At 72.5% G+C, this 19,199-nt stretch carries 33 protein-coding genes, 1 tRNA gene and 1 pseudogene; 30 read left to right on the forward strand and 5 right to left on the reverse strand.

The genetic code is table 11. The features are described from left to right. Positions 1–63: 63 nt before the first annotated feature. Positions 64–531 carry a GatB/YqeY domain-containing protein gene (locus tag UW392_RS60955; protein ID WP_320784131.1) on the reverse strand — a complete coding sequence of 156 codons (468 nt, stop codon included), beginning with the start codon at positions 529–531 and terminating at the stop codon, positions 64–66. Positions 532–671: 140 nt separating this feature from the next. On the opposite strand from UW392_RS60955, the gene UW392_RS60960 reads away from it, so the two are divergent. From UW392_RS60960 to UW392_RS60970, 3 genes are all read left to right on the forward strand, one after another. Further along, the gene (locus UW392_RS60960; RefSeq protein ID WP_320784132.1) at positions 672–1,598 is read left to right on the forward strand and encodes a metallophosphoesterase; all 927 of its coding nucleotides are present in this window, start codon (positions 672–674) and stop codon (positions 1,596–1,598) included. A 54-nt stretch (positions 1,599–1,652) separates the two neighbouring features. Next, on the forward strand, positions 1,653–2,399 hold the full coding sequence (locus tag UW392_RS60965) for a Pr6Pr family membrane protein (RefSeq protein WP_320784133.1): 747 nt from the start codon (positions 1,653–1,655) through the stop codon (positions 2,397–2,399). Positions 2,400–2,466: 67 nt separating this feature from the next. Continuing rightward, positions 2,467–2,540, forward strand: a tRNA-Pro gene (locus tag UW392_RS60970). Positions 2,541–2,616: 76 nt separating this feature from the next. On the opposite strand, the gene UW392_RS60975 is transcribed toward UW392_RS60970, so the two are convergent. Then, positions 2,617–4,200 (reverse strand): LacI family DNA-binding transcriptional regulator, encoded by a 1,584-nt coding sequence (locus UW392_RS60975; protein WP_320784134.1) that lies wholly within the window; start codon positions 4,198–4,200, stop codon positions 2,617–2,619. Between the two features lie 321 nt (positions 4,201–4,521). Beyond that, the gene (locus UW392_RS60980; protein WP_320784135.1) at positions 4,522–5,010 is read right to left on the reverse strand and encodes a helix-turn-helix transcriptional regulator; all 489 of its coding nucleotides are present in this window, start codon (positions 5,008–5,010) and stop codon (positions 4,522–4,524) included. Between the two features lie 192 nt (positions 5,011–5,202). Between UW392_RS60980 and UW392_RS67225 the strand changes: the two are divergent. The 27 genes and pseudogenes from UW392_RS67225 to UW392_RS61110 form a co-directional block, all read left to right on the forward strand. Next, positions 5,203–5,382, forward strand: a pseudogene (locus UW392_RS67225) (helix-turn-helix domain-containing protein); the annotation flags it as partial. 30 nt (positions 5,383–5,412) lie between these two features. Then, positions 5,413–5,682 carry a hypothetical protein gene (locus UW392_RS60985; RefSeq protein WP_320784136.1) on the forward strand — a complete coding sequence of 90 codons (270 nt, stop codon included), beginning with the start codon at positions 5,413–5,415 and terminating at the stop codon, positions 5,680–5,682. A 91-nt stretch (positions 5,683–5,773) separates the two neighbouring features. Then, positions 5,774–6,292 carry a hypothetical protein gene (locus tag UW392_RS60990; RefSeq protein ID WP_320784137.1) on the forward strand — a complete coding sequence of 173 codons (519 nt, stop codon included), beginning with the start codon at positions 5,774–5,776 and terminating at the stop codon, positions 6,290–6,292. Beyond that, positions 6,289–6,888 (forward strand): hypothetical protein, encoded by a 600-nt coding sequence (locus tag UW392_RS60995; RefSeq protein WP_320784138.1) that lies wholly within the window; start codon positions 6,289–6,291, stop codon positions 6,886–6,888. The genes UW392_RS60990 and UW392_RS60995 overlap by 4 nt, the downstream gene beginning before the upstream one ends. Beyond that, a complete protein-coding gene (locus UW392_RS61000; RefSeq protein WP_320784139.1) occupies positions 6,885–7,166 on the forward strand; it encodes a hypothetical protein in 282 nt (93 codons plus the stop codon). Before UW392_RS60995 ends, UW392_RS61000 begins: the two co-directional genes overlap by 4 nt. After that, positions 7,166–7,774 carry a hypothetical protein gene (locus UW392_RS61005; RefSeq protein WP_320784140.1) on the forward strand — a complete coding sequence of 203 codons (609 nt, stop codon included), beginning with the start codon at positions 7,166–7,168 and terminating at the stop codon, positions 7,772–7,774. The genes UW392_RS61000 and UW392_RS61005 overlap by 1 nt, the downstream gene beginning before the upstream one ends. Further along, positions 7,774–8,127, forward strand: a complete 354-nt coding sequence (locus tag UW392_RS61010) for a hypothetical protein (protein ID WP_320784141.1) — start codon at positions 7,774–7,776, stop codon at positions 8,125–8,127. Before UW392_RS61005 ends, UW392_RS61010 begins: the two co-directional genes overlap by 1 nt. Beyond that, positions 8,127–9,038, forward strand: a complete 912-nt coding sequence (locus UW392_RS61015) for a hypothetical protein (RefSeq protein WP_320784142.1) — start codon at positions 8,127–8,129, stop codon at positions 9,036–9,038. Before UW392_RS61010 ends, UW392_RS61015 begins: the two co-directional genes overlap by 1 nt. Then, complete coding sequence (locus tag UW392_RS61020; RefSeq protein ID WP_320784143.1) at positions 9,038–9,565, forward strand: hypothetical protein; 528 nt, start codon at positions 9,038–9,040, stop codon at positions 9,563–9,565. The genes UW392_RS61015 and UW392_RS61020 overlap by 1 nt, the downstream gene beginning before the upstream one ends. Beyond that, entirely contained in the window at positions 9,562–10,203 is a 642-nt protein-coding gene (locus tag UW392_RS61025) for a hypothetical protein (RefSeq protein WP_320784144.1), read from the forward strand. Before UW392_RS61020 ends, UW392_RS61025 begins: the two co-directional genes overlap by 4 nt. Positions 10,204–10,441: 238 nt before the next feature. Next, positions 10,442–10,963 (forward strand): hypothetical protein, encoded by a 522-nt coding sequence (locus UW392_RS61030; protein WP_320784145.1) that lies wholly within the window; start codon positions 10,442–10,444, stop codon positions 10,961–10,963. An 82-nt stretch (positions 10,964–11,045) separates the two neighbouring features. Beyond that, positions 11,046–11,750, forward strand: a complete 705-nt coding sequence (locus UW392_RS61035; RefSeq protein ID WP_320784146.1) for a VWA domain-containing protein — start codon at positions 11,046–11,048, stop codon at positions 11,748–11,750. Next, a complete protein-coding gene (locus UW392_RS61040) occupies positions 11,747–12,040 on the forward strand; it encodes a hypothetical protein (RefSeq protein ID WP_320784147.1) in 294 nt (97 codons plus the stop codon). The genes UW392_RS61035 and UW392_RS61040 overlap by 4 nt, the downstream gene beginning before the upstream one ends. 23 nt (positions 12,041–12,063) lie before the next feature. Next, positions 12,064–12,216 (forward strand): hypothetical protein, encoded by a 153-nt coding sequence (locus tag UW392_RS61045; RefSeq protein WP_320784148.1) that lies wholly within the window; start codon positions 12,064–12,066, stop codon positions 12,214–12,216. A gap of 38 nt (positions 12,217–12,254) precedes the next feature. Continuing rightward, on the forward strand, positions 12,255–14,042 hold the full coding sequence (locus UW392_RS61050) for a hypothetical protein (protein WP_320784149.1): 1,788 nt from the start codon (positions 12,255–12,257) through the stop codon (positions 14,040–14,042). Next, positions 14,032–14,349 carry a hypothetical protein gene (locus UW392_RS61055; protein WP_320784150.1) on the forward strand — a complete coding sequence of 106 codons (318 nt, stop codon included), beginning with the start codon at positions 14,032–14,034 and terminating at the stop codon, positions 14,347–14,349. The genes UW392_RS61050 and UW392_RS61055 overlap by 11 nt, the downstream gene beginning before the upstream one ends. Beyond that, entirely contained in the window at positions 14,346–14,570 is a 225-nt protein-coding gene (locus UW392_RS61060) for a hypothetical protein (RefSeq protein ID WP_320784151.1), read from the forward strand. Before UW392_RS61055 ends, UW392_RS61060 begins: the two co-directional genes overlap by 4 nt. Beyond that, entirely contained in the window at positions 14,567–15,358 is a 792-nt protein-coding gene (locus tag UW392_RS61065; RefSeq protein ID WP_320784152.1) for a WhiB family transcriptional regulator, read from the forward strand. The genes UW392_RS61060 and UW392_RS61065 overlap by 4 nt, the downstream gene beginning before the upstream one ends. Further along, positions 15,355–15,567, forward strand: coding sequence for a DUF6011 domain-containing protein (locus tag UW392_RS61070; protein ID WP_320784153.1), 213 nt, complete (start codon positions 15,355–15,357; stop codon positions 15,565–15,567). The genes UW392_RS61065 and UW392_RS61070 overlap by 4 nt, the downstream gene beginning before the upstream one ends. Continuing rightward, positions 15,564–15,974: a hypothetical protein gene (locus UW392_RS61075; RefSeq protein ID WP_320784154.1), complete on the forward strand. Its 411-nt coding sequence runs from the start codon at positions 15,564–15,566 to the stop codon at positions 15,972–15,974. The genes UW392_RS61070 and UW392_RS61075 overlap by 4 nt, the downstream gene beginning before the upstream one ends. Continuing rightward, positions 15,971–16,207 (forward strand): hypothetical protein, encoded by a 237-nt coding sequence (locus UW392_RS61080; protein ID WP_320784155.1) that lies wholly within the window; start codon positions 15,971–15,973, stop codon positions 16,205–16,207. The genes UW392_RS61075 and UW392_RS61080 overlap by 4 nt, the downstream gene beginning before the upstream one ends. Before the next feature lie 2 nt (positions 16,208–16,209). Continuing rightward, positions 16,210–16,569 (forward strand): hypothetical protein, encoded by a 360-nt coding sequence (locus UW392_RS61085; RefSeq protein WP_320784156.1) that lies wholly within the window; start codon positions 16,210–16,212, stop codon positions 16,567–16,569. Next, on the forward strand, positions 16,566–16,940 hold the full coding sequence (locus UW392_RS61090) for a hypothetical protein (RefSeq protein WP_320784157.1): 375 nt from the start codon (positions 16,566–16,568) through the stop codon (positions 16,938–16,940). Before UW392_RS61085 ends, UW392_RS61090 begins: the two co-directional genes overlap by 4 nt. Then, entirely contained in the window at positions 16,927–17,466 is a 540-nt protein-coding gene (locus UW392_RS61095; RefSeq protein ID WP_320784158.1) for a hypothetical protein, read from the forward strand. The genes UW392_RS61090 and UW392_RS61095 overlap by 14 nt, the downstream gene beginning before the upstream one ends. Next, complete coding sequence (locus UW392_RS61100; protein ID WP_320784159.1) at positions 17,463–17,705, forward strand: hypothetical protein; 243 nt, start codon at positions 17,463–17,465, stop codon at positions 17,703–17,705. The genes UW392_RS61095 and UW392_RS61100 overlap by 4 nt, the downstream gene beginning before the upstream one ends. Further along, the gene (locus UW392_RS61105) at positions 17,702–18,541 is read left to right on the forward strand and encodes a hypothetical protein (protein ID WP_320784160.1); all 840 of its coding nucleotides are present in this window, start codon (positions 17,702–17,704) and stop codon (positions 18,539–18,541) included. Before UW392_RS61100 ends, UW392_RS61105 begins: the two co-directional genes overlap by 4 nt. After that, positions 18,538–18,693, forward strand: coding sequence for a hypothetical protein (locus UW392_RS61110; RefSeq protein WP_320784161.1), 156 nt, complete (start codon positions 18,538–18,540; stop codon positions 18,691–18,693). Before UW392_RS61105 ends, UW392_RS61110 begins: the two co-directional genes overlap by 4 nt. Before the next feature lie 2 nt (positions 18,694–18,695). On the opposite strand, the gene UW392_RS61115 is transcribed toward UW392_RS61110, so the two are convergent. Together UW392_RS61115 and UW392_RS61120 are read right to left on the reverse strand one after the other, a co-directional pair. Next, complete coding sequence (locus tag UW392_RS61115; RefSeq protein WP_320784162.1) at positions 18,696–18,932, reverse strand: hypothetical protein; 237 nt, start codon at positions 18,930–18,932, stop codon at positions 18,696–18,698. A gap of 77 nt (positions 18,933–19,009) precedes the next feature. After that, positions 19,010–19,192 (reverse strand): hypothetical protein, encoded by a 183-nt coding sequence (locus UW392_RS61120; RefSeq protein ID WP_320784163.1) that lies wholly within the window; start codon positions 19,190–19,192, stop codon positions 19,010–19,012. Positions 19,193–19,199: the final 7 nt, after the last annotated feature.

A 19,199-nucleotide genomic window follows, 5' to 3' on the forward strand; every position in this document is an offset into this window, starting at 1 on the left:
CGGGCCTCTCACTCCCCGGGGAGTGAGAGGCCCGTCCGTACACCTGGTCCTTCTGCTGCCGGCTCAGCCGCCGGCGAGCGTCTTCTTCACCGCGGCGGCGACCCGGCCGCCCTCGGCCAGGCCCGCCACCTTCGGATTGACGATCTTCATGACGGCGCCCATGGCCCTCGGGCCCTCGGCTCCGGCGGCCTTGGCCTCCTCGACGGCCTGCGCGACGATCGCGTTCAGCTCGTCGTCGCCGAGCTGCTTGGGCAGGTAGGCGGCGAGCACCTCGCCCTCGGCCTTCTCCCGCTCGGCGCTCTCGGCGCGGCCGCCCTGCGCGAACGCCTCGGCGGCCTCGCGCCGCTTCTTCGCCTCGCGGGCGATCACCTTCTGCACTTCGTCGTCGGAGAGCGTGCGCTTCTCCGTGCCCGCGACCTCCTCCTTGGTGATCGCGGTCAGCGTCAGCCGCAGCGTCGAGGAGCGGAGCTCGTCGCGCTCCTTGATCGCGGCGTTGAGGTCGTCGTGCAACTTCGCCTTGAGCGTGGTCATGACGTCGATTGTCGCAGGTACGGGGAGATGGACGCCCGTCATTTCCGGGGTGCGGACGCCGAAGCCGTCCACCGCGCACCGTCGCGCACCCTCGCACACCGGCGCGCACCGGGGAGCCGGGAATCTGACACGATGGTCGTATGCGCGCGCGATACGGAGTGCCCCTGTCCATCGCGGCGGCTGGCGCCGCCGGTCTGGTCTACGCCGCGGGCTTCGAGGCCCGCTCGTTCCGCCTCCGAAGGGTGACGATCCCCGTCCTCCCCTCCGGCATGCGACCCCTGCGCGTGCTCCAGGTCTCCGACATCCACATGGTCCGCGACCAGCGCAAGAAGCAGCGGTGGCTGCGCTCGCTGGCCGGCCTGCGCCCCGACTTCGTCCTAAACACCGGGGACAACCTCTCCGACCCCGAGGGCGTCCCCGAGGTCCTGGACGCGCTCGGCCCCCTGATGGAGTACCCCGGCGCGTACGTCTTCGGCTCCAACGACTACTACGGACCGAAGCTGCGCAATCCCGCCCGCTACCTGATCGAGAAGGTCCAGGGCCGCCACGGCCTCAACGGCAACGAGCCGGCCGTCGGCGTCGTCCACAACCCGTGGGAGGACCTGCGCGACGGCTTCGACGCGGCGGGCTGGCTGAACCTGACGAACACGCGCGGCACGCTCAAGGTCGAGGGCGTCTCCGTGGAGCTGACGGGCCTGGACGACCCGCACATCAAGAGGGACCGGTACGGAGAGGTGGCCGGCGGCCCGTCGTCCGCGGCGGACTTCTCGATGGGCGTGGTGCACGCGCCGTACCTGCGCGTCCTGGACTCCTTCACCGCCGACGCGTACCCCTTGGTCCTCGCCGGCCACACCCACGGCGGCCAGCTCTGCATCCCCTTCTACGGCGCCCTGGTCACCAACTGCGACCTGGACACGGACCGCGTGAAGGGCCTGTCCACGCACACGTCGGAGGGCCGCACGTCCTATCTCCACGTCTCCGCGGGCTGCGGCACGAACCGCTACACCCCGGTGCGCTTCGCGTGCCCGCCGGAGGCGACGCTGCTGACGCTGGTGGGGCGGGAGTAACCCGCCCGGCCCACCCGCAGTGCCCGTTATGCCCCATTTCCCTACCGTGAGGGCATGACCGCACCGATACCCAGGGACATCCCGGACCTGCCCGCGGTCCCGGGCCCGCCCGCGCTGCTGCCCTCCCCCGTCCCGGCGACGGCCGTCGTCACGCCGGTACGCCGCCCCGTGGCGGCCGTCTACCGCCTGCTGACGGCCGCGCTGGCCGCCACGGGCGTCATGATCGAACTGCTCCTCGCCGGCCCGTCCACCCGGGCCCTGAGCCACTTCTCGGTCCAGAGCGGAATCCTGCTCGCCGTGGTCCTCGCGCTCTCGGCCCGCCGCGCCCTGACCGCGCGCCGCCCCCTGCCGTCGGCCCTGACGGGAGCGGTACTGCTCTACGCCGTGACGGCGAGCCTGGTCCACCACCTGCTCCTGACCAACACGGCCAGCCCCTTCGCCCTCACCGAAGCACCCACGGGCTGGCACGCGGTGTCCGGCGCCCTCCTCGACACGGCGGTCCCTCTCGCCGCCGCCGCCGACTGGCTCTTCCTCACCGTCCCCGGCCGCATGCGGCTGCGCCAGGCCGCGGCCTGGATGCTGTTCCCCCTCCTCTACCTGGCCTTCTCCCTCGGCCGCGGCGAACTCCTCCTCCCCCACAGCGCCGGCCGCTACCTTTACCCCTTCCTCGACGTCGACCAGCACGGGTACCGGGGCGTGCTCGGCAACGCGCTCCTGCTGGGCCTCGCCCTGTACGCCCTGGCCGTCCTGATCGTGGCCCTGGACCACGCCCGCCCGAACGCCCTCCGCCGCCCCTGCTGAATCGGATTTCGTCTCCGGCGCGCGGTGGGCTAAAGTTAACGACGTCGCCGCGACAGCGGTCGACACTCGGGGTGTGGCGCAGCTTGGCAGCGCGCTTCGTTCGGGACGAAGAGGTCGTGGGTTCAAATCCCGCCACCCCGACAGAGTAAGACCAGATCAGGGCCCTGATTCTCACTGAGAATCAGGGCCCTGACTGCTGTTCGGAACCCTCTGGGTGTCAGCTGGGTGTGATCTTTTCGGCGGTGTGCAACACGGCGGCACGCTCCTGCAACAGGAGGTCCAGGGCCGGCACCGCCGAGCGCGGGGCCAGGGCCAGGCGCTCGTCCAGCGACCGCAGCCACACCTCCGTCAGCCCGTCCACCATGGCAATGCGCATCGAGTCCGTGATGTGCGTGTAGAGCGCGCTCACCGACCCGTCCTCATGACCGATCCGCTCGTCGATCAGAACCTTCGGCACACCGAGCTCCTCCAGCAGCGTCCGATGCCCATGCCTCAGCCCGTGCCGGGTCAGCTTGTCCTTCACCGGCAGCCAGCACGCCTCCGCCCGGCCGGCCGCGCCACGCCCACGCACCGGCAAGCCGGGCCACGGCCCCGCCGTCACCGGTACGGGGTGGGCCTCCTGCGGCGCCTTCTTCGGGTACCACCCGGTGGCTGCCGGAGTGAAGATCCATGTCGCATGCCCGGACCTCCGCCAGTGCGCAGCCTCGCGCGCCGGGCCCGCCGGCCGCTCGTAGCCGAGCTCGGCCACGGCGGCCTCCACCTTCTGCCTCGTCGCCTCCGCGACCGTCTCCGGACGGTTGAGGACGTTGGAGACCGTGCCGGTCGACACCCCGCAGGCCTCGGCGACCTGCTTGAGCGTGGGGCCTGCCCGCTTCTGGCCGGCCAGGCCGCGCCCGTTGAAGGTGTAACGCAGCCCGTGGCACGAACAGCTGTCACCGGGGACGCGCGCGTGGTGGCGGGTCACCAGATCCAGCAGCCAAACCGGCAGGTCGAGGTCCCGGTAGCTGTCGTCCTTCGGCGGGCACCGGTGCAGCTCGCCGGAGTCCAGCTCGTACAGCTGCCACTCAACTCGCAGCGTTCGGGTCTGCGGCCGGACGAACTCCCGCTCAAGGCCGACAATCTCGCCCCAGCGCATCCCGGTGTACGCCTTCACAATCGTGGCGACGAACTCGTCATCCCGCCCGGAGAGGAGGGACGTGCGCTCGGCGATCAAGAGGGCACCGAGCATGGAGGTGATCGCCTTCTCCGGCCCACGTTTCCGGCTCCTGCCGTGCCGTCGGCCACGGCCGCGTCGCCGCGCGGCGACGTTCTTCGCCGCCAGCTCCTGCTCCACCGCGTCCGCCAGGACCAGGTGCAGCAGTGACCGACGCGTGCGGACGCTGGAGAGCGCCGCGCCCCGGGCCTTCTGCGCTCTCTCCCACTTCACGATCATGGTGTCCGTGATGTCCCGCACCGGGTGCGGACCGAAGGCGGGGAGCAGGTGCGCCAGGTTCCGCCGGTAGTTCTGCATCGTGGAAGCGGCGAGGTCCTGACCCTCGATCCACTCCTCGACGAACTGGGCGAAGGTCTTCTGCCCAGCTTCTATGCGTTGCTCAGGCGGCACGTACCGCCCCTTCTTCGCCTCCTCGAAGGCGTCGACCTCGGCCTTCTCGGCGGCCTTCTGTGCGGTCGTCTTCGTCGGGTACCGGACGGCACGACCGTCCTGGTCGACCACGACGCCCTGTGCTTTGCGGTCCGGCCGCTGGTAGCAAGCCCGGAAGTACGTCTTGCCTCGTGCCGTCCGCTTCTCGGCATACGCCACGGCTTACCCCCTCTGTTGCACGAGGGCGCTGATCAGCTCCCTCGCCGTGCATCTCCCGTCCGTGAGCGCGGCGTTGATGGCGTGATGGTCAGCCTCGGTGATCAGGGCCGCGTTCAGGCACAACGTGTCTGGGGCGTTCTCATGGTCGATCCACATCACCACCGTGGGCTGTACACCTGTGACTCGCACAGCGCGAGACACCGACTGCATATGCGTCGGCATAGATCCCCCTGCCGGAACTCGGTGGCCCCCTCATCCGGTCCGGTCATGTGATCACATACCGACGGATGACGGCAGGGGTTATGCAGAAGTAGCGCAGAATTACTCGTTCGAACGCGTACCGGTTGCTTCTGATGAAACGTCCACGCTGACGGCGCGCAGCGCGGCCAGTAGCTCCTCGGCGCTCAGCCCCTCCTCGCCGCGCAGGACGATCGTGGCCCGAACCTTTCCCGCCGGCGTGGGCACCTCCACCACTCGGGACTGCAGCAGGGGCCCGCGGCGCAGGGACTCCTGTACGTCCACTGCCAGGTCCGAGCCGCCGGTCGACTCGGTAGTGGTCGGCGCTGCGGCCGCATCGGCCATGACCGGCTCGCCGCCGGCGGCCACCAGGTCCGTGGAGTCGTCAGTCCATCCGACGATGCGCGCGTAGTGCCGGATCGTCGGCGTGATCTTGGCGACCTCGCCCTTTTCGATGTTCCGGATGGCTCCCCGGCCGACACCGATCGACGCAGCAACCTGCTGCTGCTCGATGCCCTTGGCGATGCGCGCGGCCCTCAGTTTCTCGCCGAGCCGAGTCAAGTTACTGGCCATGCCGCACATCATGCCCCATCAGTACGCAACAGCGTGTGCCTTCTACCTGCACTTTAGGGGCGCACGCGTTGCATTTCAGACGTGAGATGCACAGGGGTTGCGCTACCACTACCGAGCGTCATGCTCACTTTCTGACGGCAAACGTACGGCAGACGCCTTGCATGCGTAGCCTCGTATGTATAGTTTCTGAACGTGACACCGAACGGAACGGCACTTCGAGCCATACGCCGCGATCAGTCTCTGAGCGTGCGGGAGCTGGCCGCGCGAGCTGGATGCTCCGCTAGCCAGGTCTCCCGCATAGAGCGTGGGCTGGCTGCGGACCCGGGCGGCGAGCTCCTCGCCCGACTGGCCAAAGCCCTGGAGGTGCCGGTCGGCGACATCACGAAGGGAGTTCAGCCGCCCGTGTCTACCGCACCCCTGACGCAGCCGTCCGAGCGGAAAGTGCCGTACCCCGGTACCCCCGAGGGGCAGCTGTTCCACTACACGCCCGAAGAGGCTGCGCGCTTTCTGCCCTGGTCGCACAACCAGCTCAAGCGCAAGGCATATGCCCGCGAGATCCCGTACAACGACGGCGGAAAACGAGTCACGTTCACGGGCCGTGACATCCGCGAGATCAGCGACATGACCGCGGTCCGCCCGCTCTCCGAGACCGCCCAGCGCCGCAGCGCCTAGTCGCGCAGCGGGGCCGCTCGGACCTGCATGTCCGTAGCGACCCCGCCGAGAAGCGCTCACCTCACATCACTCACTCTGAAATGAGGTTCACGTGGCACAGGCTACCCAGCCCACCACGACCACGCCCGACCAGGACACCGCCCGCGCCTCCTACCAGCGCGCCCGGGCCCTCGCCGACCGGCTCGTCGGCCAGATGCCGGTCCTGCCGAACGCGATCGACATCCACCGGGCCCTCGACCGCGACGCCTTCGGCGTCCGCCTCCACTTCGGTACCGGTCTCGACGCCGGCCGCAGCGTCCTCCAGCTGGCCACCCTCACGGACACCGAGGTCCTGCGCGAGGACACCCGCGACGTCGTCTGGATCGAGGCGCGCACCACCGTCGACGGCGTCGCGCTCATCGGCCGGGCACTGACGAACACCGAGGACGCCGACCAACTCCTCCCCCGGACCGCCACCGCCCAGGACCCGGACACGACGGAGGAGCCGACCGCGACCACGCAGCCGACGCCCACCGCCACCGCCTCCCCTGTCGGCATCGCGATACCCGCCCTGGTCCCCGTCCGCGCCCTCGCCGCCATGAAGACCGCGGCGCCGGAGACCACCGCGTGAGCCGCGACCTGCAGCACCGACTGCACACCCGCCTCCAGCTGGCCACTGAGATGCTGGACCTGCCGCTCACCGGCAAGCACCTTGAGGACCTGGCCGTCGAGCTCACCCCCGCCATCAAGGCGATGCTCGCCGAGCAGGCCGACAGCCACACCGCCACCGTGCCCGTCCGCTACGCGGTGGTCGCCGGTACGGAGACGGACGAGACGACCGGCATCCGCACCACCACGTACGCGCCGTGCACCACTCGCGTCAGTACGGACGTCGCCGAGGACGCGCCCGCCGCGTTACTCGCGGCGACGTTCCGGACCCAGCAGGCGGACGTGACCGCTACCGACGTACCCTCCGCCGCCTACCTCGGGCTGACCGTACGGCCGCAGTCGCTGCAGGACTGGGCCTGGTGGGTCGCCAGACTCGCGCTCGACACCGCGGCCCTGACCCAGCGGGGCGGCGCGGTCCACGGCGTCGGCACCGTAGGCGAGGTCGTCGTCAACGTCTGTGGCGACGGGGTGCCCGACCTGCTCGCCGACGAGAGCGTGGCCCGGCTGATGGGCCTGCTGGCCCCGACGCAGGCGCTGCGTGAGGGGGCCGGCCTGTGAGCGCCGACGTCACCACGGGCGCCGAGTGGCTCGCCGCCACCCTGACCGGTGGCGCCATCACCGTCACGGTCATGGCCGGTCTCAAGCTCGCCCTCGACAGCGACCACCGCGCGGCGGCCACGCCCGACCGGGCCGCCGAGCCCGACCGTGAGCCCGCCACCCCGGCTGTCTCGCCGCAGGCCCCGGTGCCCACGGCCCGGCACGCCGGCCAGCCCGCCGCCGAGGACACCCAGCCGCTGACCGTCCAGCGCCCGCGTCACAGCAAGGGACCCTGCTGATGGACCTGATCACCGAGACCTACCTCGGGTGGGACCCGCTCACCCACACCGTCGACTGCCCCAACCCCACCTGGGACGTGGCCGAGATCCGGCGGACCGAGGGCGTGCGCCCGCTGTCCACCGGCGCCGAACAGCACGCCTGCCCCAACGACATCTGCGGCCACGCCGACCAGTTCGCCCGGGTGCAGGTGCGGCTGCTGTGCCGGGGCTGCGGCACCGTCCACACCCTCAGCGGCGAGGCCCTCACCCAGACCTGCACCACCACGGCGACGACCGGCTGGGGCCAGACCCCCACCCGGTACGGCGACGTCTGGCTGTGGCCCGGCCGCCCCACCGCCCCGGGCCGCACCCCCAGCCAGTACCTCGTCACCCGCCAGGCCGCCACCCTCACCCGCGCCACCCTGCACGGAATCATCACCGCCTACCGCCAGGCCGACGGCACCCGACGCTGGCTCGCCGGCGTGGAGCCGGACGACACCGGTGCCCACCAGATCAGCACCCTCCGCTGGCGCCACGCCTCCAACGCGCTGGACACCCTCGCGGAGGCCGCCGAGTGGACCGCGACCATCGCCGACCTCCCGCAGCGCCCGCTGGTGGTGGCCGTCTGATGAACCTCAGCCCCAACGCCAAGGTGACGATCGCCATCGACATCGACGTGGCCCAGCTGCCCCGCGTGCCGGACGACCACCTGGCGATGCTGTGGCACGTCGCCCAGTTCAACCCCGCCGCCTTCGCCGACCAGCAGGCCGGCGAACTGGTCCAGAAGATCAGCTGGGAGATCATCCGCCGGTGGCTGGGCAACACGCCGCCGTCGATGTACAACCACCAGCCGCGCCAGTACCACTGGCAGCAGCTCTGCCGCTTCGCCTCTTACCGAGACGGCGACTGGCACCCCGACCCGGACAAGCTCGCCCGGTACGAGGCCGAGCAGGCGCAGGCCGCCGAGGACGGTGACAGCTGATGCCGCGCGAGGCCTACATCGCCAAGAAGTTCAGCCCGCGCAGCCTCAACCTGATCGCGACAGCCGAGCGCATTTGTCGGCAGTACGCCGAGCAGGGCTTCGACTTGACCCTGAGGCAGCTGTACTACCAGTTCGTCGCCCGCGACCTGCTGCCGAACAAGCAGTCCGAGTACAAGCGACTCGGCAGCATCGTCAACGACGCGCGCCTGGCCGGCCTGCTCGACTGGAACTACATCGTCGACCGCACCCGTAACCTGCGCGGCCTCTCCCACTGGGACAGCCCGCACGAGGTCATCCGGTCCGCGGCCGCGGGCTACCGCACCGAACGGTGGGCGAACCAGCCGCACCGCGTCGAGGTCTGGATCGAGAAGGACGCCCTCGTCGGCGTCATCGCAGGCGTCTGCCAGCGATACGACGTGGACTACTTCAGCTGCCGCGGCTACACCTCCCAGTCCGAACTATGGGGTGCCGCCCAGCGGATGATCCGCTACCAGCGCGCGGGACAGAAGCCCGTAATCATTCACCTTGGGGACCACGACCCGTCCGGGGTGGACATGACCCGGGACATCCGCGAGCGCCTGGACCTGTTCGAGGCCGACGTCGACGTCCGGCGGATCGCTCTGAACATGGACCAAGTCGAAGAGCACCAGCCGCCCCCTAACCCGGCCAAGCTCACCGACAGCAGGGCCACCGGCTACATCCGCGAGCACGGCCGCTCCAGCTGGGAGCTGGACGCGCTGGAGCCGACGCTGCTGGACCAGCTCATCGAGGAAGAGATCTGGTCCTGGCGGGACATCGATCTGTGGGACACGGCCACCACCGCCATGGACCGGGAGCGCACGCTCCTGCGCAACGTCGCCAGCCGCTGGACCGAAGTCGCCGCGCTCGTCGCCGAGGGCGGTGACGCCTGATGTCCCGGCCCGACGCCATCGCGCGCCTGCTGCGCAGAGACCAGCCCACGCGCACGCCCCTGGCGTACGAGCTGCGCGGCTCGGTCGTGCAGTTCCTCGCCCCGGGCACCACCGCCCCGACCTGGCAGGCCACGCCCGAGCTGCTCGCCGCGGCGATCGACCAGGCGCTGCAGAAGGACACCCGCGACGGCGCCCAGCCGCCGGCGGGCGGGTCCACTGCACGCGCCGAGATCCTCGCCGTCCTGCAGTCCGCCGGCTACAACGCGCCCGCGGCCGCCGAGCTCCTCGGCCGCGCGTTCCGCGAGCCCCACGCCACCCCGGCCGACGAGTTCACGGAGACCCTCGCGGGCGGCCACGCCCTGATCGTCGAGCACGGCGACTGCGAGTTCCACGGCTCCTGCCAGTGCGGCCGCCGCCTCGGCATCCTCCGCCCCGACGCCCCGATCGACCGGCTCGCCGGGGCCTGGGAGCGCCACACCCTCACCGAACTCACTGAACTCACCGCTTCTCCGATCGGAGCATCATGACGCGCACCCGCTCCTGGACCGCCTCGCTACAGGACAGCGTCTTCGCCCTCGGCGCGGCCGCCCGCGAGACCCAGCGCGCCTACCAGGCCGCCGTCATCGCGGCGGACCACGTCGACCTGGACCGCCTGCGTCTCCTCGACGGCCGGGTCCTGCGCCGCGACGCCGGATCCACCGGCCATGAGCCGCACCTCGGCGCGCTGAGCCGCATCAACGACCTGCAGCTGAACCACATGTTCCGGCTGAAGGACCTGTACACCGAGGCGGCCCGCGCCTACGCCCACGGGACCACCTGGGCGGTCCGGCAGGTGCAGGCCGGGCAGCGGCCCGAGCACGTCGTCCTGGCCGTCGGTGACGACGGACACTACCTCTTCCCTGCGACCGTCGCCCCGCTGCAGCTGGACCGCTACGCCGGCGCCGCCGCCGTCGGGGCCGCCCGCGCGCGGTACGAGCGGTGCCTGGACGCCGGGGACACCGCCGAGGAGATCGACGCCCAGGCGTACGTCCCGGATCACGAGGCCGGCCAGCTGCACCAGGCCCTCGACATCGCCGCCGGACTCCCGGACGCCGCCTACGCCTACGGCGTGGCCGCAGAGGGAGCCCTGCACTACGCGATCAACACCCGCCCCGCCGACGAGTGACCAGACGCCGACGCCGTCCGGGCCCGTGCGACTGGCGCGGACCCGGACGGCACGCCTGGACCTACGCCCAGCTGTACCCGTCCGGCTGGTGGTGCGCCCACCACACCCCCGCCGCCCAACGCGGCCTGCCCGAACCCCCGCAGGGGCCGGGCTGGCCCGCCCACCGCCAGCCCCCACATGGCACCGATCCCGAGGCCGCTGCCCCCACCAGCACCGAGCACGACCAGGAGCAACGCTCATGACCGCACCGGCCACACCCCGTACCCCGAGCCCCGGTGACCTCGCCCGCCGCCGGCCCCCGAAGCCCACCCCACCGCGTCCGGCGGCCGCTACTCACCGCCCGTCCACCGCCCCGGCCACGACGCCGGTGCCGGTGGCGGCCGTGGACGCCGTCTCGCCCGGCAAGCTCGTCCGCAGGGAACAGTTCAAAAAGTTCTTCCTCTACGGGCTGCGCATCTCCCGGATGCACCCGCACTCGCGGCTGGTCGGCCATGACCTGCTGTGGCGAGCGACCAACGCCGGTGCGATCGCCCCGAGCCGACAGCCCAGCGTCGAGATGCTCGCGGACCACACCGGTCTGGACGCCAGGCAGATCGACGTGGCGCTGGCGAACCTGCGCTCCCGCGGCTGGCTCGTCTCCCGCCGTATCACCGAGGGCCCCCGCGCCGGCCGCGACGGCTGGGGGCTGGCCGTCCCCGCCGTCGTCCTCGCCGAGCTCCGCTCCCGCCGTAGCAGCGACCCCATGGACCACGCCCGCTGACCACTACCCCACCGACGCCGGGCGGGCGCTGACCACCCGCGCCCGCCCGGCACCCAACCCCACCACCCCACCGGAGAACACAGTGATCTCGCTGAGCAAGGTCGAACAACAGGCGCCCGGCCTGGTGTCCCTCGCCAAGACCGCGTCCGTCAGCCTGACCAAGCACGGCTTGGCCGGACAGCGCGCGGCCGTCTACCTCGTCATCGACCGGTCCTACTCGATGCGCGGCTACTACGCCGACGGCAGCGTGCAGCACCTCGCCGACCAGGCCCTCGGCCTGTCCGTGAACCTCGACGACGACGGCGTCGTCCCGCTGATGATGTTCGACACCCGGCCCTATCCCATCGTGGACATCCACCTCGGCAGGCACGAGGGCGCCGTCGCCGGCCAACACGCCCTGTTCGGCGGGGACCGGACGATGGGCGGCACGAACTACCAGCCCGCCATGGCCGCCGTCGTCGACAACTACCGCAGCCTGGCCACCGCCGACCCGGCGCTGGTGATCTTCCAGACGGACGGCGTACCACAGGACGTCCGGGCGACGGCCGACTACCTCGCCCGCGTCTCGAAGCTGCCCGTGTTCTGGGCGTTCGTCGGCTTCGGCCCGCAGCCCGTGCCGTTCCTGCAGCAGCTCGACACCCTCGGCGGCCGCGTCGTCGACAACGCCTCCTACTTCCACACCGGAGCCCGCCCGCAGGCGGTCCCCGACGACGTCCTCTACGACGGCATCACCGGCGAGTTCGCCGCCTGGCTCCCCGCCGCCCGCGCCGCCGGAATCCTCCGGTGAGGCGCACCCTCGCCCTGCTCGGCACCGGCCTGACCGCCGTGGCGCTGGTCCTGACCGCCTGCGACGACGGGTTCGAGCAGGGCCCGGCCGGCCAGGTCGTCGCCAAGGACCGCGACCAGGAGTGCCGCAAGGCCACGACCGGCTCCCGGAAGAAAACCCGCGACTGCCACTGGGAGTACGAGCTCACCACCCGCGACCGCGACGGCCAGGAGCACGAGTTCGAGGTGCCCTCCGGCGTCTACGACTCCTGTCGCCGCGGCTCCGCCTACCCCTCCTGCATCAACCGCTGACCACCCGAAGGGCCTTACCCCACATGCGTCGCTTCCTCCTCGGCCTCGGCATGGGCGCCGCCGGCTCCGTCATCGCCTGGGCCGCGACCCACAGCCCCGGCTGGACCGTCGTCATCGGCCTCACCGTCGCGGTCCTGATCTGGTTCTGCGAGTTAGTCCTCGACGACCTGATCTGACCCTCCCCGCCCAGCCCCCCCAGCTCCGAAGGAACCCGATGTCCGCCGCCGCGCTCGCAGCCACCGAGGCTGCACCGCACGCCCAGCCGCCCCGCGCGGCCGCGGCCGTGCACCCGCGCGCCGGCGGACTCACCATCAAGGCCCCCCTGCGCCTGGTCGTAGGTGCTCAGTACCCCGACAGGGCCCTGAGCACCTACGTCAAGGTCGCAGCCCTGGCCCTCCGCCCGGAGGGCTGCACCGCCCGCGTCGCCACCCTCGCCGCCTACCTCGGCGTGTCCAAGAGCTCGGTGGAGCGAGGCCTGCGCCCGCTCACCAAGCCCGACCCGGTCGACGGCCTGATCGAGATCCCCACCGTCCGCCGTACGGCGCGCGGCGGCACCGGCGAGTCCGCGCACCGCGTCACCCGCCCCCTCGCCGAAGGCGAACTCTGGGTCCGCATCCCCGTGCGCGCCGCCGAGGCCCTCAGCCCGCGACTGCTGCGCCTGTACGCGCTCCTCACCTACGCCGTCGCCCGCACCATCCCGGTCACGATGGCCGAGCTGGCCGAGATGCTCCGCCACGACAGCGGCACGCAGGCAGGCGAGTCGCTCGACGAGCGGACGGTCCGCCGCCTGGTCGACGAGCTCGAGGCAACGGGCTGGATCACCGTGCACCGGCGCGAGGGCGTTCGCGGCCGCCACGCCTACGAGATCCACCGCCATCCCCTGCACTCCGTCCCGGCCCCGCCGGAGACCGAGGCGCCGGCGGACGGCGAGACCGGCGCGGACCAGGACGGCGAGCAGCTCACGCTGTGGGCCGAGGCCGAGGACGGGGCACCGGTCATTCATGACGGATCGGGTCCGGACGATCTTGACGGATCCCTCGCGTCTAAGGAAGACCACCCGACTGACCGACCCGACGAGACGAACCCCGTGGGGGTTGACCGCCGTAGGCGAGGTGACCGTAAGTGGGTCGCCGCACCTGTGGATAACGCCACGCTGCCGGACACGTTCCGGTCCAGCGCCTCTCGCGCTCCGCTCGGCAACCGCCCCATCGCCGCCCCCACCTCCAACAGCAACAGCAACAGCCAGGAGCCCAGCGGCTACACCGGGCCGCAACTGCGCTGGACCCGACGCATCCACGAGGCCCTCGCCCCCGTCCGCCACGAACTCGCCAGCATCCGACCGTTCGTGCTGCGGCGTCTCGCCCGCGAGATCGGCGCCCAGCTCGACACCGGCGTCACCCCCGAACGGATGGCCGCCCGCATCGGCCGCCGCTACCGCGCCGTAGAGCGCGCCGCCATCCGCGACATGGGCGCCTGGCTCCTGGCCGTCGGCATCCCGCGCCGCGGGGACTGCACGGTCCCCGAGTGCGAGGAGGGCACGCTGTGGCCGCACCTCGGCGACTGCCGGGCCTGCGGCACCCGCCGCGCGCAGGAGCAGGCCTGGTGGCGGGAGGCCCGCCGCCTCGACGCCCGCCTGCAGGAGATCCGCCAGCAGAACGCCGAGCAGCGGGCCGACGCCGAGGCGCGGCGTGAGCGCCGGGCCGCCGGCCGCGCCCGGGCGCAGCTGCTGCAGGACCTCGGCGACGGAACGCTCCCGGCGGCCGCGGTCCACGGGCCGCCCGCGCCGGAGCCGGAGCTCGGCCCGGCCATGGTCCTGCCGCCGAAGAAGAGCTACCGCGAGCGCGATGCGGCGTCGGACGAAGAGGTCCTCGCCGCCGTCGCTGCCCACGGCCAGGCCGTCGCGCTTCACCTCTACGGCCACCTGCGGGTGCTCCCGCTATTGCGCGGCCTCCACCATCCCGACCAGCCCGGCCACGACCGGAGGACGCATCATGCCCAGTGACCACGACATCGACCACTGCCGCGACTGCCGCGGCCGGATCCGGTGGGCGATCACCGTGAACGGCCGCCGCCAGGCCGTGAACGCCGACCCCGACGAGGCCGGCAATTTGGCCGCCCACACCGACGGCACCGGCACCCTCAAGGTGAGGGTGCTGAGTGCCGAGCGTCCGACGCTGGAGCACGCCGAGTGGCGGGCCATGCCCCACATCGCGACCTGCAGCCGCCCGCGGCCGCGGGCACCGCGCACCGCGAGCAGGCCCGGCCGGCGCGCCGCCGTACGGCCCGGCGCCTGGCGGTGGAACCGGTGACCACCGACACCCCGGTCCCGGACGAGGACCACCCGACCGGTACCGCCTGGCGCTCCGGCCCCCGGCCCGCTGGGCTGCCCGAGTACATCCGGCCGTGGACGCCGGAGGAGCAGCTCCGGCACGTGGCCGACCTCCTCGACGGCATCGACGGGTACGCCGTCGGCCAGCCGATGCAGGCGGCCGTCCGGGAGCCGGACGGTCCGCCGGGCGGCCGGCCATGACCGCGGCCGCCATGTTCCGCCAGGACTGGGAAGAGGCCGCGGCCTGCCGGGGGCAGGACCTCGACGCCTGGTTCCCCCGGCGCCTGCCGTCCGCGGTCGTGCTGGCCACCTGCCGCGGCTGCCCTGTGCGCGCCGAGTGCCTCTACGACGACCTCACCACCAGCGCCCCGCGTGACCGGTACGGCATCCGGGCCGGGCTCACCCGCACGCAGCGGGGCGCCCTCCCCTCCTACACGGAGCCGCCCGAGGACGTCCTGCCCGTCCTGCGTGAGCTCCTGGCCCGCGACGACCAGACCAACCCCCTGCCGACCGAGAGGAACCCCATGTCCCAGCCCGTGCCCGTGCCCGCTGCCCCGCCCGTCCAGCCGGCCCCGGACACCACCTCCAATGCCATGGCCGACGGCCCGGCCAAGGCGCTGACGGAGCAGCAGCTCCTCGCCTGGGCCGACACCCACGTCGACCCCGACGTCCAGGACCAGGCCGCCCGGGCCCGTGTCCTGATGGCCAGCCTCCGCACCCGGCACGCCTCCGACCGCGAGCTGAACGCCATCACGGAGGAGGAGACAGAGCTGGCCGCGCGGCTCGCCGAGCTCCGCAGCCGCAAGGCCGAGTTGCTGCCGGCGAAGAAGGCCAAGCCCAAGGGGCCGGGTGTCGACTATCCGGTGGCCGAGGTCCGGACCTGGGCCGAGGCCCACGGCTACACGGTCCCGCGGACCGGCCGTATCCGGCGGGACATCGTCGACGCCTGGCGTACGGCCACCGGCACCAGCACGGGCACCGCGTCGTGAGCGAGCCCGTCGAGTGCGCCCTGTGCCACCGGCCGATCCGGTCCGCCGCCGCCCGCGCCCGGCAGATCGGCTCCCACTGCTGGCGCAAGCTCACCCCCGCGCAGCGCGCCGCGGTCCGCCGCAGCCCCGGCGACGTCCGCCGCGCCCTGACCCAGCCCGTCCCCGCCGCCGACGGCCAGCTCCCCCTCGACCCGCAGGAGCCCCAGTGACCGACCGCCCCACCGACGCCGAGCTGCTCGCCGAGCTGCAGCCGCTCCTCGCGGTCATCGCCGACACGGTCCACCGTGTGCCCGTACGGCTCGGCCCCGGCGGCGCCGCCGACCTCATCACCGACCTCACCCTGGCGTGCGCCGTGTACGTCGGCCGGCACGTGCTGCCCGCCGACGCGGCCGCGCTCGCCAGCCCGCCCTGGCCGATCGAGACCGACTGGGTCACCGAGGTGCAGCGGCGGACGGGCAAGTGGCAGCGCTACGGCGCGGCCATCGACGACCGTGCCGAGGCCCGCGAGTACTACGACGACGTGGTCCGCCGCAACGGCAGCCGCTACCCGTACCGCCTGGTCCGTGAGATCACCACGTACACCGTCGAGGCCACGCACACCCCGGAGCAGCCGTGATCGCCGAAGCAGCCGAAGCCGTCGCGGTGTTCTGCGAGGTGCTCGCGATGTGGGTCCTCGTCGGATGCGCCATCGCCGCCGCCCTCGGAGCCCTCGTCCTCGCCGGGCTGCTGCTGGCCGGCCGAGCCGTGTACCGCACAGTCCGACCCGGCCGCACCCGCCCCGCCTGGGCCCGCGACCGCCGTGCCGCCCACCGCCACAGCCGCCGCACCACCTACAAGGAAGCCGCCTGACCATGCACTTCGCCCGCCGCTACCAGTACGCCGCGACCGCCGGCGCGATCCTCCTGGCCGCCAGCACCATCGGCGCGCTCTGCCACCGCCAGTACGTCCCGGCCTGTGGGTTCGCCCTCGGAACGCTGATCCTCTCCGAGGCCGCCCACCGCGAACACCGCCACCTGCGCCGCATACAGCTCGAAGCCGACTGGACCAGACGCCGCGCACTGGGCGAGACCCCGGAACCGCTGAACCCCTGCTGTCTCCTGGCCCAGCACAGCGGAGGGGAAGCGCACGACCACAAGTGCACCGACACCGACCACTCCCTGGCGAGCTTCCTGGACCAGGTCGAGGCCGACGCCCGCCGGGACCGCGCATGACCAGCCCGCTGACCACCACGCCCCTGGAGGAAGAGCCCATGGCCGACAGCCCCGCGGAAGCGACCCAAGCGACCCATGCACCCGAAGCAGCCCGCGAGTTGATCGCCGGAGCGCTCTACGAGCACAGCAATCCCGGCTGCCGGTGGGCCGACGCCCACGATCACGACCGGCGCGTCTACGGGTGGGACGCCGACGCCGTACTGCGCGTCATCCTGCCCGGCACCCGAGCCACGGCCGCGCTCGCCCGTAAGGCCGAGGCCACCGTCGAGCGGCCCTCGCCCGGCCTGGTCCACCAGGAGCAGTCCCCGCAGGCCACCAGCCCGCAACAGGCCGACGAGCGGACGACGGGAGCGGCCGGTGACCGGGGCTGAGGACCGCACCGCCAGGTTCGACAGGCACTGGCTCGACGGCTTGGTCCAGGCGGCCCGCGCCGGGAAGGCGTACCGCCAGGCCATAGAAGCAATCGAGAACCAGTACTACGACGCTCACCAACACGCCCCCGGTCCGTTGCAGCTGTGGGCCCTGCCCGAAGGCTGCATCACCGGCCCCGTCAGCGGCATCGACCACGGCGCCCCGGACCCGGCCGAGACCACCGTCATCGCCTGGCCGTACGGGCACGGCAAAACCGCCGCCGCGCTCACCGCCAGCATCGACGTCCCCCTCACCGGCAGCATGCGCGCCCTGTTCGACACGCTGCTCGCCGGCCACCGCGCACACCTGGACCGGCGCCTGCGCCGCCTGGCCGACGACCTCGGCCAGTGGGAGCCCTGCGTCCGCCGCGACTTCGCCGCGGTACAGCAGGTCCTCGAGGTGCACGGCATCACCGACGGGTACGGCCGGCTCACCGTTCCCCAGCCCGTACGCCCGCCCGTCCAACCCCCGCCCCGCCGCCCGTGACCGACCAGCCGCGCGTCGGCCGGACCCTCCGCCTGCACCTGCGCCACGGCCTGGTGCTGGACGGCTGGGTCACGGCCGGCGGGCGGGCGGTCGCCATCGAGGACGAGGAGTACGGACTGACCGCCGCGGCGCCCAGCGCCGAGGACCTGGTCCGCGGCTACGGCGGCGGCCGCATCGAGTGGCCGCCGCCCGCCGCACAGCACACCGCACCACCAGCACAGCAAGGAGACACCCGGTGACCACACCGCTCCACCAGGCCGCTGGCCCGGCCCCGGCCTGCGCCGCCGCCACCTGCCGCCGCAGTCTCCGCGACCACGAACTCGCCGCCCAGCAGCTGCTGTGCGGCCCGTGCGTCCACCTCATCGGCGTCTGGCTGACCGCCGAGCTCCCTCGGCAGATCACCGTCCTCGAAGCATCCCGCGAGCGGGAGACCACCGGCGTGTCCGCCGGCGGCCGCACCGTCCACCCCACCGCGCCCCTGCCCGGCCGCGCGGACATCCTCAACCTCCTCGGCCCCGCAGCCTGGGACGACACCGTCCGCGACCCCTACGGCGAGGCCCGCGAGGACCAGCACGGTGCCGTGCCCATCGCCGGCACCCTCACCGCCTGGGCCCGCGTCATCTGCGACGACGAACGCCACTGGAACCCGCCCACCAGCACCAGCCCCCTGGCCCTCGCCGCATGGCTCGCCCGCCCCGCCATCCTCGGCTGGGCCGCCCGCCGCCCCTGGGCCGGCGACCTCCACGACGAGCTGGACTCGATGATGCGCACCATCCGCGCCACCACCCGGATCAGCCCGCGGCGCCGCGCGGTCCCGCAGCCCTGCCCGCGCTGCGACAGCCTCACCCTCGTCGAGACCGACCACCAGCTGTACGTTGAGTGCTCCGACGAGAACTGCCAGGCCCTGTACACCCGCGACGAACTCGCCGTGGCCGCGCGTCTCAGCGTCGACAGGGGCAGCCGGGTGTGCCTCACGAAGGACTGCGCGGGCGCAACCTACGAGGTCCCGACCGGTCACTCCGTCACTCGCATCCACTACTGCCCGCCCAACGAAGGCGAAGGAGAGCAGCGTTGAACACCATCGTGTTCCCCGTCTTGGCCATGGCCGTGCTGTGCGGCGTGGGTGCCGCGGCCGTAGGAGGGCAGCCCAACAGCCCGGCGGCCCGCTGGCCGCTCCTCGTCTGGGAGTGGCTCGCCTCATACCTGACGCCGTGGCGGCGCCGGTAGGACTACTCGGCCGGGTCTTCCTCCTGCGACCTCACCGCGCGCTTCACGGCCATCTCCAGCTCGTAGCGCGACACGCCCTTTTCGCCAGCGTGGGTGACGATCGCGGCCTGCACCTTCGCCGCAGCCTCCCGCCAGACGGCGCGCTGCTGGTCAAAGGCGTCACCGTCGAGGCCGGCCAGGCGGGCGCGCGCCTCCTCGGCGGCACGCTCCAGGGCGATCAGATCATCGGGAATCTCCACGACGGGTGATCTTACGTTCGGGCATGAAGCGGCCCCCGGCCCGGCACGCGGACAGGGGGCTGAACGGTGTGAGGAGGCTAGTCCTCCCAGCTCATCTCGGGCACGGCGGGCAGTCCGGCGGCCTCCCGGCGGGCCATCTCGCGGCGTACGGAGTCGGCCGACTCCTCACTGAGTCCGGCGAAGCGCTGGCCGAGCAGCGTGTCACGCTCCGCGTCTGGCTCCTCGTCACCCTCGAAGGTGGTGGCGTTGTCGTAGGTCATGGCGATC

The sequence above is a fragment of the Streptomyces sp. CRN 30 genome (assembly GCF_034105845.1).

Excerpts from the sequence above, each read along its gene's own strand:
- UW392_RS60955 (WP_320784131.1), bottom strand. The coding sequence starts at position 531 with ATGACCACGCTCAAGGCGAAGTTGCACGACGACCTCAACGCCGCGATC.
- UW392_RS60960 (WP_320784132.1), top strand. The coding sequence starts at position 672 with ATGCGCGCGCGATACGGAGTGCCCCTGTCCATCGCGGCGGCTGGCGCC.
- UW392_RS60965 (WP_320784133.1), top strand. The coding sequence starts at position 1,653 with ATGACCGCACCGATACCCAGGGACATCCCGGACCTGCCCGCGGTCCCG.
- UW392_RS60980 (WP_320784135.1), bottom strand. The coding sequence starts at position 5,010 with ATGGCCAGTAACTTGACTCGGCTCGGCGAGAAACTGAGGGCCGCGCGC.
- UW392_RS61005 (WP_320784140.1), top strand. The coding sequence starts at position 7,166 with ATGGACCTGATCACCGAGACCTACCTCGGGTGGGACCCGCTCACCCAC.
- UW392_RS61010 (WP_320784141.1), top strand. The coding sequence starts at position 7,774 with ATGAACCTCAGCCCCAACGCCAAGGTGACGATCGCCATCGACATCGAC.
- UW392_RS61015 (WP_320784142.1), top strand. The coding sequence starts at position 8,127 with ATGCCGCGCGAGGCCTACATCGCCAAGAAGTTCAGCCCGCGCAGCCTC.
- UW392_RS61020 (WP_320784143.1), top strand. The coding sequence starts at position 9,038 with ATGTCCCGGCCCGACGCCATCGCGCGCCTGCTGCGCAGAGACCAGCCC.
- UW392_RS61025 (WP_320784144.1), top strand. The coding sequence starts at position 9,562 with ATGACGCGCACCCGCTCCTGGACCGCCTCGCTACAGGACAGCGTCTTC.
- UW392_RS61030 (WP_320784145.1), top strand. The coding sequence starts at position 10,442 with ATGACCGCACCGGCCACACCCCGTACCCCGAGCCCCGGTGACCTCGCC.
- UW392_RS61045 (WP_320784148.1), top strand. The coding sequence starts at position 12,064 with ATGCGTCGCTTCCTCCTCGGCCTCGGCATGGGCGCCGCCGGCTCCGTC.
- UW392_RS61050 (WP_320784149.1), top strand. The coding sequence starts at position 12,255 with ATGTCCGCCGCCGCGCTCGCAGCCACCGAGGCTGCACCGCACGCCCAG.
- UW392_RS61055 (WP_320784150.1), top strand. The coding sequence starts at position 14,032 with ATGCCCAGTGACCACGACATCGACCACTGCCGCGACTGCCGCGGCCGG.
- UW392_RS61065 (WP_320784152.1), top strand. The coding sequence starts at position 14,567 with ATGACCGCGGCCGCCATGTTCCGCCAGGACTGGGAAGAGGCCGCGGCC.
- UW392_RS61085 (WP_320784156.1), top strand. The coding sequence starts at position 16,210 with ATGCACTTCGCCCGCCGCTACCAGTACGCCGCGACCGCCGGCGCGATC.
- UW392_RS61090 (WP_320784157.1), top strand. The coding sequence starts at position 16,566 with ATGACCAGCCCGCTGACCACCACGCCCCTGGAGGAAGAGCCCATGGCC.
- UW392_RS61120 (WP_320784163.1), bottom strand. The coding sequence starts at position 19,192 with ATGACCTACGACAACGCCACCACCTTCGAGGGTGACGAGGAGCCAGAC.